A 10,470-nucleotide genomic window follows, 5' to 3' on the forward strand; every position below is an offset into this window, starting at 1 on the left:
GGCAGCGCGAACAACTGCTGCGCACCGAACATGCGGCGGCGGTGGAGGCCGAACGCACGAGCCTGGCCCGGGAAATGCATGATGTGCTCTCCGCCCGATTCTCCTCCATGGCGTTGCTCTCCGCGGCGGCGCTGAACCGGGTCCCGGCATCCAGTCAGGACCCCGTCTGGCAGGCGATCCGCCGACCGGTCGGCGAAATCCGCCGGGAGGCGCTGGCCGGGCTGGAGGAAATGACCCGGATGGTGCGGATGCTGCACGCCGGGGCACCCCAGGCCCTGCGCGCCACCCTGGACAGCGCCAACGCCCTGATCGAGGCGCACCGGGCCGGCGGACGCACCATCGACTACACCGGTGAGGTGGACCCGTCCCAGGTGGGTGCCGCCGCGCAGACCGCCGCCTACCGCACCATCAGCGAACTGCTGGTCAACCACTCCCGCCACGCCCCGCACACCGCGCTGCGCCTCGTCGTGCGCGCCCACGGCGGCCAGCTGCGGATCACCGCCGCCAATCCGCTGCCCGGCCCGGACAACACGCCGGACCCCGCCGCGGACGCCGCCTTCACTCCCCCGCTCGTCCCGCACGGCGGCAGTGGACCGGGCGCGGGATCCGGGCTGCGGAACATCGCCGCGCGCGCCCAGGCGCTGGGCGGTCAGAGCCACTGGCAGATCGACCAGGGACAGTTCACGGTGCACGTCACCCTGCCGCTGCAGCCCGGCCCGGGCGGCGGCACCGACAACCAGGAGGTTTCATGAAGGTCCTGATCGTTGACGATCATTCAGCGGTGCGCCTGGGCATCCGGATGGTGCTGGAGGCCAGTTCGCGGATCGAGGTGGTCGGCGAAGCCGCCGACGGCCGCCAGGCGTTGGCGATGGCGCGGGCGCTGGGCCCGGAGGTGGTGCTGATGGACCTGCGCATGCCGGTCATGGACGGGATCGCGGCCACCGCTGCCCTGCGCGAGCACGGCACGGCGAAGGTGCTGGTGCTGACCACCTTCGACGACGATGAGTACCTGTTTGGGGCGCTGCAGGCCGGTGCCCACGGCTTCCTGCTCAAGAGCGCCGAACCGGAGCAGATCATCGACGCGGTGCTCGCGGTCGCCGCCGGCCGGGCCGTGCTCAGCCCGGAGCTCACCGCCCGGGTCATCAGACGGGCCGTGCAGCCGGCACCGGCCGCTCCGCCGCGCGAGCCGCTGCCCGAAAGCCTGACCGAGCGTGAAATCCAGGTGCTGCGGGGGCTCGGCCAGGGCCTGAGCAACCCGCAGATCGCCGCGCAACTGGGCATTGGCGAATCGACGGTGAAAACCCATGCCTCGCGGGTCATGGACAAGCTGGGGGTGCAGACCCGGCTGCAGGCGGCGCGGGTGGCCTTCGCCCAATGGGGGTAGATGCCCGCCCCGGGCCGGTCCAGGCACGGGAACCGCGGACTTGCTACCAGCTGACCAGGCAGAAGGGATGCTGCTGCGGGTCCAGGTAGACGCGGAACGTCTTGGAGCCCTCTCCGGTGGCGGTGGCACCCAGCGCCAGCACCTCGGTTTCGGCCAGGTCCAGGTCCTTGACCCGCACGTCGATGTGCGCCTGCTGCGGGTGCACATGTCCCGGCCACTGCGGCGGAACATACGGGGTGACGGCCTGAAACGCGATGGCGGGACGATCCGGCGCATCGCCGATGCTCACCCAGTCCGGGTCATTGTCGATCCTGACCATGCCCAGCAGCCGCTCATAGAACCCGGCCAGTTCATCGGGATCATCGCAATCAATTACCAGTGCCTGCCATGTGCCGATCATCGGTCCATCACTCCCGCCAAATGTTGGTGCCGTGCCTGTGGTGCTTGCCATTATGCCTCGTGCAGGCGCTCGCACAACAGGCTCCGGCCACCGGACCGGCTACCGCGATCGGCCTCCGGGCAGCTCGGCCAGGGCGCGCTGCTCGGCCATCGCCTGGCCCATCAGGTCGGTGGCGTAATCCACCAGCGCCTGAACCCGCGGGGACAGGGTGGTATGTCGGGGACTGATCGCGACCACCGAATTGGGGTAGTTCGGTGGACTGAGCCGGCGGAAGGCCAGGGCCCTGCCCTCCAGGGACAGCTGGGCGTTGTTCGGCCTTTCCATCAGCATCCCGTACCCCAGCCCACGACCGACCATGGCGCTGACCAGGATCATCTGCGGCAGTGAGGCAATGATGTGCGGGTCCAGACCCTGCGCGGCGAACAGCTGCAGGACATAGTCGGTGCTGGGAGTGGATTCGTACATGATCATCGGTTCGTCCACCAGGTCCCGCAGTTCCAGGGGCCGCTCCAGGGCCGCCAACGGGTGCTGCGGGTGCAGCAGCACCTGCATCTCGGTCTCGTAGACCACCTGCTTGCGCAAATCCGGGGGCAGCATCAGATCGTAGACGAAGGCCACGTCCAGCTCCCCGGAATTCAGCGCCGGGATCAAATCGTCATGCGTGCCCACCTGCACGGAGACCTGCACCTGGGGGTGCAATGGCGGGAAGCCCTCCATGATGGCCGGAATCAGATGTGGGGAGAGCGAGGCAAAACAGCCAAAGCGCACCGGTCCGCGCAGCACGCCCTCACGGTGCGGGAAGGTCGCGTTCAAATCCTCGACCTCGGCCACGATCTTGCGGGCCAGGGAGGAGAAGTAGCGTCCCGAGGCGGTCATCGTGATCCCGTGGGCCTTGCGTCGCAGGCACAGCTGCTCCCCCGCCAGGCGTTCGATGGTGTTCAGCGCCTGGGACAGCGCGGATTCGGAAATGTGAAGCTCGGAGGCAGCGGACCCCAGGGTGTCATGTTCGGGCAGCTCCGCCATGATTTGCAGATGTCGCAGCGAGAATCCAGACACGTCTTAAGGCTTCCTTCAAAACTATTGCAGATATTTGAAGTTTACCTTACGTGTGTGCGGTGCAACACTGAGGTGACACAAGACTCAGGCGGTGGTCACGCACGACACACCGTCAACCGAGGAGCAACATGAGCATCGCCGCTTCGCCCAACACCCGCATTGAAAAGTCCAACCAACGGCGCGTCGCCTTCGCCACGGTCATCGGCACCACCGTGGAATGGTATGACTTCTTCATCTACGCCACCGCCGCCGGGCTGGTCTTCCCCCAGCTGTTCTTCGAACCGGCCGGCAGCAAGATCGGACTGCTGATCTCCTTCGCCTCGGTCGGCATCTCCTTCCTGTTCCGCCCACTGGGGGCCTTCCTGGCCGGGCACTACGGGGACAAGATCGGCCGGCGGGCCATGCTGGTGCTCACCCTGTCGCTGATGGGTGCGGCCACCACCCTGATCGGCGTGCTGCCAACCTACGACACCGCCGGGCTGCTGGCCCCGGTGCTGCTGCTCTTGCTGCGCATCCTGCAGGGCGTTTCCGCCGGCGGGGAATGGGGCGGCGCGGTCCTGATGGCCGTCGAGCACGCACCGAAGGACCGCCGCGGCCGGGCCGGAGCCTACCCACAGGTGGGTGTGCCGCTGGGCATGCTGCTCGCCTCGGGCATGATGGCGCTGATGACCGGGGTCATCTCCCCCGGCGACGCATTCCTGAACTGGGGCTGGCGCGTGCCGTTCCTGGTCAGCTTCGTGCTGATCATCATCGGGTACTTCGTACGCCGCGCGGTCGATGAGTCCCCGGTGTTCGAGGAGATCGCCGAGAAGAAGGCCCAGACCAAGGTCCCGGTCGTGGAGCTGTTCCGCAAGCACTGGCCGCTGGTGCTGATTGCCGCCCTCGTCTTCGCCGGCAACAATGCCGCCGGGTACATGACCACCGGCGGATTCTTCCAGAACTACACCACCGACCCCGAAGGCCCCATCGGCCTGGAGCGCACCGACGTGCTGCTGGCCGTGGCCTTTGGTGCCGCGATCTGGCTGGTGATGACCCTGATTTCCGGGATCATGGCCGACAGGATCGGGCGGGTGCGCACCTACCAGATCGGTTTCATCGTGCTGGCGCTCTCCCTCTTCCCGGTCTTCGCGATGGTCAACTCCGGTTCGCTGGTGATGCTGTACCTGGCCTTCGGGGTTTTCTCCATCGGCCTGGGGTTGACCTATGGGCCGCAGGCGGCCCTGTACTCGGAGATGTTCCCGGCCTCGGTGCGCTTCTCCGGGGTGTCGATCTCCTACGCGATCGGCGCGATCATCGGCGGCGCATTCGCGCCGACCATTGCCACCGCCCTGGTGCAGGCCACCGGCGGAACGAACGCCGTGGCGCTGTACCTGCTGGCCTTCTGCATTGTTTCCCTGCTGGTGGTCAGCCTGATCCGTGACCGCCAGGGCATCGACCTGTCCTACACGAACCAGGCGGAACAGGAAGTCGGGGCACTGGTGGTGGGCCGCGGGTCCGCGATCGAGAATGAACCGGTGAAGTAGTTCCGGCTCGACGCCCCGGCCAGCGGCCGGCACCGGAGCTGTGACAAAGGCTTGGGCCCTGCGGTTCTTCCGCAGGGCCCAAGCCTTTGTCGCTTACGTTCCTCCCGCCGCCGGCGCCGCGCGTCGGCAAGGAGGCGCCCGGGTGGCTAGGAGGCCTGGCGTTCGGCGGTTTCCACCACATTGGCCAACAGCATCGCCCGGGTCATCGGCCCCACGCCGCCGGGGTTCGGGGAGATCCAGGAGGCGTGCTGCGCGGCGTCCGGATCAATATCCCCGGTGACCTTGCCATCAACGCGCGAGACGCCAACATCCAGCAGGATCGCGCCGGGCTTGATCGCGTCGGCCTTGACCATGTGCGCCTGTCCCGCGGCGGCGATCACCACGTCGGCCTGGGCCAGCAGCTCGGGCAGATTGGTGGTGCCGGTGTGGGCCAGGGTGACGGTGGCGTTCACGTCGCGGCGGGTCAGCAGCAGGCCCACCGGCCGTCCGATGGTCACCCCGCGGCCGATCACCAGCACGTGCTTGCCCTTCAAATCCAGCCCATGGCGCGAGAGCAGCTCCACGCAGCCGGCCGGGGTGCAGGGGGCGGGGCTGGTCAGCGGCTTGTTGACGTTGGCGACCAGTCGGCCCAGGTTCATCGGGTGCAGGCCATCGGCATCCTTGGCCGGGTCCATCGCCTCCAGGATCACGTCCTGGTCGATGTGCTTGGGCAGCGGCAGCTGCACGATGTAGCCGGTGCAGGCCGGGTCCTCGTTCAGCTCGCGCACCTTGGCCAGCAGCTCCTCCTGGGTGGTCTGCTCGGGCAGGTCCACGCGAATGGACTCCAGTCCCACCTCCGCGCAGTCGCGGTGCTTGCCGCGCACGTACCAGGCCGATGCCGGGTCATCGCCGACCAGGATGGTGCCCAGCCCCGGGGTGATCCCGCGCTCCTGCAGGGCCGCGACCCGCTGGGTCAGTTCCTGCTTAATCTGTTTTGCGGTCGCCTTGCCGTCGAGAATCTGGGCGGTCATGGGGTGTCCTTTCGTTCGCGAGCCCCGGCCGGGCGGGGCATCGTCGATGGTCAGGTTCCGCAAACCCAGGCGCGCGGTCTGCGGTGGAATGTCGGTTTTCGCTCCCCGGTGGTGATCCACCCAACGCCAGTTACGAGTTGAAGTTCAGTCCGTCACCGAGTTTATCGAATGCGGCGGGAATGTTGCACGTCATGTGAGCGTTGCAACGGGTAGGAGGTTGACACGTCAATATAAATTGGCGGGTGGCCCCGAACCGGATGGCACGAGTCAAGGAGTGAGCTCAACGGTGGATCGCGGCAAGTTGCGCACCAGGTACCGTACGGTGGTCATCGGCGCCGGGCAGGCCGGCCTGTCGGCCGGATACCACCTGCTGCGCAGGGGGATGCGGCCCTGGGTGGACTTCGTCATGCTCGACGCCAACGACGGACCCGGCGGGGCCTGGCGGGACCGCTGGGACTCACTGACGTTCGGCAAGGCCCACCACCTGCACCCCCTGCCGGACTTCGAACTGGCCACCCCGGACCCCACCGAGCCGGCCTCGGCCGTGGTCAGCCGCTACTACGGGGAGTATGAACAGCACATGGGCCTGCCCGTCTACCGCTCGGGCCCGGTGGTTTCGGTCAGTCGCAAGGGAACCGGTTCCGCGGCGGGTTTCGAAGTGGAACTGGCTGATGGCACCGGGCTGCAGGCCGCCACCGTCATCAACGCCACCGGCACCTGGAGCAACCCGTTCTGGCCCAGCTACCGCGGCATGTCCACGTTCACCGGCCTGCAGGTGCATACCCGGAACTTCACCGGGGTCCAGCAGTTCGCGAACCGGCGCACCCTGGTGGTCGGCGGCGGGGCCAGCGCCACCCAGTTCATCGTGCAGCTGGACGCGGCCGGCATCGACACGCTGTGGTCCACCCGCACCCCACCGCGCTGGAAGGACTTCGCCAGCACCAGGGACTGGGGGCTGGAGGTCGAACGCCGGGTCACCGAGGACACCCGGGCCGGGCGTCCGCCGCGGCCGGTGGTGGCCAACACCGGCCTGCCGCTGACCGGGCAGATGCGCGCGGCGATCGCCTCCGGGCTGATGATTTCCCGGGGTCCGATCTCCCGTCTGGAGGCCGATGCGGTGGTGTTCAGCGACGGCAGCCGCGAACGCATCGAAGCGATCCTGTGGGCCACTGGCTTCCGTCACGCGCTGAAGCACCTGGCGCCGCTGAAGCTGCGCACCGCCCAGGGCGGGATCCGGATGTCCGCCGATGCGGTCAGCGCCGCCGACCAGCCCGGCCTGTACCTGGTCGGCTACGGGGCGTCGGCCTCCACCATTGGGGCCACCCGCGCCGGACGGCGGGCCGCCATCGCCGCGATCAAGCACCTGAAGCAGCATGCCTCCGGCATGGCGGACACGGAGGCGACCGGCGACACGACTGCGCACCCGGAGGAGAAGTCACCGCAATCGCTGCGGGTGTGATCTTTGCTCACCAATTCGGTGCCGGGGCGCCAGCCCACGTATTTTGGAATGCATGAGCAACCACTTCATCGTCACCCTCTCCTGCGTCGACCGTCCGGGCATCGTGCATGCCGTCTCCGGGGGCCTGTTGGGTGCCGGTTGCAACATCACCGAGTCGCAGCAGTATGAGAGCCCGGATTCCAACACCTTCTTCATGCGCATCGAGGTGGCCACCGGGCACACCCTGGACCAGGTCATGGCGCAGCTGGCGCCCATCCGCGACGAGTTCGGCATGGACCTGAAGGTGTTCGAATCGTCCCGCCGCACCCGCACCATGATCATGTGCTCCAAGGCCGGGCACGCGCTGAACGACCTGCTGTTCGCCCAGCGCGCCGGCACCTTGCCGATCGAGGTCCCGGTGATCGTCTCCAACCATCGTGACCTGCAGCCGATGGCCGAGTTCTACGGGGTGGACTTCGTGCACCTGCCGGTGACCGCCCAGAACAAGGGCCAGGCCGAGGCCGAGCTGCTCAAGCTCGTGCAGGAGCACGGGATCGAACTGGTGGTGCTGGCCCGCTACATGCAGATCCTCTCCGACTCGCTGTGCGAGCGCATGGCCGGACGGGTGATCAACATCCACCATTCCTTCCTGCCCTCCTTCAAAGGCGCCAAGCCCTACCACCAGGCCCACGCCCGCGGCGTGAAGCTCATCGGCGCCACCGCCCACTACGTCACCGCCGATCTGGACGAAGGGCCGATCATCGACCAGGAAGTCACCCCGGTCAACCATTCACGTACCGCCGCCCAGCTGGTGGAGCTGGGGCGCAGCGTGGAGGGGCGCACCCTGACCCGCGCCGTGCAGTGGCATGCCGAGCATCGGGTGATGCTCGACGGACAGCGCACCATCGTCTTCTCCTAGCGGCTTCCTGCGAGCCGCTTTTCCGAGCCGCTTTCCAGGGCCGCTTGTGCGAGCGGCGCGGTGGTGTCATCTGCGCGGGCCAGAATCGCTGCCGGTTCGTCCCCTGAACTACAGTGGGTGCCATGGCTCACATTATTACCATTGACGGCGCCGTCCCCAAGGTGGCGCAGAACGTGTTCGTTGCCCCCACCGCGACCTTGAGCGGGGATGTGGAACTCGGCGAGCGCGCCAGCGCCTTCTACGGCGTTTCGGTGCGCGGGGATTCGGCCCCGATCCGGGTCGGCGCCGGAACGAACCTGCAGGACAACGTGGTGCTGCACGCCGATGCCGGTTTCCCGTGCACGGTGGGCCAGTCCGTGTCCGTGGGGCATTCGGCGGTGGTGCATGGGGCCAGCGTGGGCGATGGGTGCCTGGTGGGCATGAGCGCCACGATCATGAACGGCGCGGTGATCGGCGAGCAGTGCCTGGTGGCGGCCGGGGCGCTGGTGCTGGAGGGAACCCAGGTTCCCCCGCGCAGCCTGGTGGCCGGGGTTCCGGCCAAGGTGCGCCGTGAGCTGACCGAGGAAGAGGTCGCGGGATTGTCAAAGAACGCGGACACCTACCTGGAGCTTGCCGCCAAGCACCTGGCCGCCAATTCCTAGGGACGCGAGCGCCGAGCCGGCGGAAACCGGCCTGGATTGGACGCCGCGTGGCGGCAGTGGTGGTGTGCTGCCCTCGACCGTGACCGGTCGGGGGCAGTCCTATGTGTTTCAGACGGCCAGCCGGTCGGCGGCGGCCTGCTCGGCCCGGGCGGCCGTAAGCGCCTCGGAGGGGCTGAGCCAGTAGGTGTTGATCCGCGGGCGTTGATGGGGGTCCAGGTCCTTGGGCAACAACACCATGGGTGGGCCGTCTTCGTTGCGGATCACCGTAAACAGGCCGCAGTGCCGGGCATGGTGGTGCATCGGGCAGAACAGGCACCCGTTATCGATGCTGGTCTGCCCGCCTTCGTCCCAGGGTGTGATGTGGTCGGCCTCGCATCTGGAGGCGGGCATGGTGCACCCGGGGTAGGCACACCCGCGGTATTTGGCCCGCAGGCCCTTGCGCATGTAGTTCGGGAAGAGCCGGTTGGTGCGGCCGATGTCCAGGATCTCGCTCTTGGTGCCAAAGACCGCTGGGCGCAGGATCCCGTTGCAGAGCATGGCCCGCATCGCGGCCGCGGAGATGGGGATGCCGTTTTCCGTGACGGCGAAGTCCTTGCCGTCGGCGATCATCTTGTCGTAATCCATGATGACCGTGATTTCGGGCTGCACCACCCCCACCTGCTTGCCGGTGCCGCTGTGATCGGCGCGCAGCAGTGAAAGCAGCGCGATCAGGTGGCGGAATTCGGGGCGCAGGTCCTCGAAGGGCTTGAGCAGCTCCTCGGGGAACCGGTCCGTTCCGCCCAGCTGGCCAAAGGCGCCGGCGCCTTCCCCCGCCCCGGGGGTTTGCGCGGGGCGGGCATCCGGGGTGGGCGGTGTTGCCGTGGGCGGTGTTGCCGTGGGCGGTGCCTGCTCGGCGGCGTTGGTGTTGGCGGACGGGTCGTGAGGGCGGGCCCAGTCGGGCATGGTGTCCTGCTCACCCCACTGCGGCGGGAGGCTGGCAGAGCCGGGTGCGGGGGCCTGGGCGCCCAAAGGCTGCTCGGCGGCGTCCGGTTCCAGGGTGGGCCGGGCGTATTGTTCGTTGACCAGGGCCTTGAGCTCGTCCCGGTTGCCGGCGATGGTTTTGGGGTTGTCGATCTGCACGCACAGGGATTCGATCAGCTCCGCGTCCTGGGGCATGACCTTGAGCAGGTAGTGCATCAGTCCGCGCCGCATGCCGCGGCGGAACAGCCCGGCCTCGCCCAGCAGGGCCGCCAGTGGACGGTTCTCCCCCAGGGATTGTTCGATCAGCCGCGGCAGGTGCCGGCGTGCGGTGCCCGGTTCGTGCCGGATCAGCGTGATCGCGTCTTCCTGCAGCCGTTCGCACGCTTCGCCGGCCTGCGGTCCGGCACCCAGGTCCGGTTCGGCCTTGCGCAGCTGCCGCGCGGCGGTGAGCACCAGGGCCGGGTTGGTGTCCGGGTTGGCCAGTTCATCGCCCAGCCGCCCGAAGCGTGGCGCGGTGCGCTGCCCGGCCTCGGTGATCCCGGCGACCAGCGCGTCGGCCATGTTGATCCGGTCCTGGGCGACGCCGACGCCGAGGTTCAGCCACCCCTTGTACAGGTCCACGGTGTTCTTGAAGTAGCTGCGCCCGGTGGTTTTCCGGCCGCGGGTGCGCGCCAGGTCCTCGACGCTGGGCCGCAACCCGGCCTGCCGGATCGCCTGGTAGGAATCGGGCTCCAGCAGGTGGGCGCCGCTGGCCCGCAGCCCGTGGGCGGCGTGCACCTGGGCGCGGGTGAGGCGTTCGCCGGCCTGTTCCACAAGCCAGGCGAAGTAGGCGGCGTGCCCGGCAGCTGGTTCATCCGCTGCAAAGGCCGCCGTCGCGCTGTCGATCAGGTTGACCGCCTGGGCCAGCTGATCCAGCGCCGCTTCGGTGCCGGAGGTGTTCATGGCCCCATCATGCCCCCGGCAGCCAGCCTGCACACCGGCGCCCCGGCCTGCTGTGGATAACAAGGCCACCGGCCGCCGGGACAGCGGTACCGCCGCCGCTTGACCAGCCTGTCTGGGCAGCACAGCTAGCGCCGGGTTGGCACCAGCTTCCCGGCCGGGCGCCGTGCGGTGCCGGCACCGGCGGCGCGCGCCGCGCC

At 68.4% G+C, this 10,470-nt stretch carries 10 protein-coding genes and 1 riboswitch; of the genes, 6 read left to right on the forward strand and 4 right to left on the reverse strand.

The features are described from left to right. Positions 1-752 (forward strand): sensor histidine kinase (locus RCJ92_RS13180; RefSeq protein WP_446754791.1); only part of this gene is annotated, 752 nt, incomplete at its 5' end. Then, positions 749-1,384: a response regulator gene (locus tag RCJ92_RS13185; RefSeq protein WP_138173530.1), complete on the forward strand. Its 636-nt coding sequence runs from the start codon at positions 749-751 to the stop codon at positions 1,382-1,384. The genes RCJ92_RS13180 and RCJ92_RS13185, both read left to right, overlap by 4 nt. Positions 1,385-1,427: 43 nt before the next feature. Here the strand turns inward: RCJ92_RS13185 and RCJ92_RS13190 are convergent, their stop codons facing one another. Both RCJ92_RS13190 and RCJ92_RS13195 read right to left on the reverse strand, forming a co-directional pair. Further along, positions 1,428-1,784 (reverse strand): VOC family protein, encoded by a 357-nt coding sequence (locus RCJ92_RS13190; protein ID WP_054821735.1) that lies wholly within the window; start codon positions 1,782-1,784, stop codon positions 1,428-1,430. Between the two features lie 99 nt (positions 1,785-1,883). Then, a complete protein-coding gene (locus RCJ92_RS13195) occupies positions 1,884-2,840 on the reverse strand; it encodes a LysR substrate-binding domain-containing protein (RefSeq protein WP_343830813.1) in 957 nt (318 codons plus the stop codon). 128 nt (positions 2,841-2,968) lie between these two features. Here RCJ92_RS13195 and RCJ92_RS13200 point away from each other — a divergent pair, with 128 nt between their 5' ends. Next, on the forward strand, positions 2,969-4,363 hold the full coding sequence (locus RCJ92_RS13200; RefSeq protein ID WP_138173528.1) for an MFS transporter: 1,395 nt from the start codon (positions 2,969-2,971) through the stop codon (positions 4,361-4,363). Positions 4,364-4,509: 146 nt separating this feature from the next. Here the strand turns inward: RCJ92_RS13200 and RCJ92_RS13205 are convergent, their stop codons facing one another. Then, complete coding sequence (locus RCJ92_RS13205) at positions 4,510-5,373, reverse strand: bifunctional methylenetetrahydrofolate dehydrogenase/methenyltetrahydrofolate cyclohydrolase (RefSeq protein ID WP_138173526.1); 864 nt, start codon at positions 5,371-5,373, stop codon at positions 4,510-4,512. 56 nt (positions 5,374-5,429) lie between these two features. Beyond that, positions 5,430-5,517: riboswitch (ZMP/ZTP riboswitch) on the reverse strand. A 142-nt stretch (positions 5,518-5,659) separates the two neighbouring features. Between RCJ92_RS13205 and RCJ92_RS13210 the strand changes: the two genes are divergently transcribed. The 3 genes from RCJ92_RS13210 (at position 5,660) to RCJ92_RS13220 (ending at position 8,371) form a co-directional block, all read left to right on the forward strand. Further along, entirely contained in the window at positions 5,660-6,832 is a 1,173-nt protein-coding gene (locus RCJ92_RS13210) for an NAD(P)-binding domain-containing protein (RefSeq protein WP_446754792.1), read from the forward strand. 52 nt (positions 6,833-6,884) lie between these two features. Next, positions 6,885-7,730: a formyltetrahydrofolate deformylase gene (purU, locus tag RCJ92_RS13215; RefSeq protein ID WP_138173524.1), complete on the forward strand. Its 846-nt coding sequence runs from the start codon at positions 6,885-6,887 to the stop codon at positions 7,728-7,730. 122 nt (positions 7,731-7,852) lie between these two features. Further along, complete coding sequence (locus RCJ92_RS13220; protein ID WP_446754793.1) at positions 7,853-8,371, forward strand: gamma carbonic anhydrase family protein; 519 nt, start codon at positions 7,853-7,855, stop codon at positions 8,369-8,371. Positions 8,372-8,479: 108 nt separating this feature from the next. On the opposite strand, the gene RCJ92_RS13225 is transcribed toward RCJ92_RS13220, so the two are convergent. Further along, positions 8,480-10,273: an HNH endonuclease signature motif containing protein gene (locus RCJ92_RS13225; RefSeq protein ID WP_446754794.1), complete on the reverse strand. Its 1,794-nt coding sequence runs from the start codon at positions 10,271-10,273 to the stop codon at positions 8,480-8,482. Positions 10,274-10,470 lie beyond the last annotated feature (197 nt).

It is taken from the genome of Glutamicibacter sp. BSL13, assembly GCF_052928425.1.

What these genes read in the sequence shown, in the direction of transcription:
- RCJ92_RS13220 (WP_446754793.1), top strand. Translation starts at nt 7,853, where the DNA reads ATGGCTCACATTATTACCATTGACGGCGCCGTCCCCAAGGTGGCGCAG.
- RCJ92_RS13190 (WP_054821735.1), bottom strand. Translation starts at nt 1,784, where the DNA reads ATGATCGGCACATGGCAGGCACTGGTAATTGATTGCGATGATCCCGAT.
- purU (WP_138173524.1), top strand. Translation starts at nt 6,885, where the DNA reads ATGAGCAACCACTTCATCGTCACCCTCTCCTGCGTCGACCGTCCGGGC.
- RCJ92_RS13200 (WP_138173528.1), top strand. Translation starts at nt 2,969, where the DNA reads ATGAGCATCGCCGCTTCGCCCAACACCCGCATTGAAAAGTCCAACCAA.
- RCJ92_RS13205 (WP_138173526.1), bottom strand. Translation starts at nt 5,373, where the DNA reads ATGACCGCCCAGATTCTCGACGGCAAGGCGACCGCAAAACAGATTAAG.
- RCJ92_RS13185 (WP_138173530.1), top strand. Translation starts at nt 749, where the DNA reads ATGAAGGTCCTGATCGTTGACGATCATTCAGCGGTGCGCCTGGGCATC.
- RCJ92_RS13225 (WP_446754794.1), bottom strand. Translation starts at nt 10,273, where the DNA reads ATGAACACCTCCGGCACCGAAGCGGCGCTGGATCAGCTGGCCCAGGCG.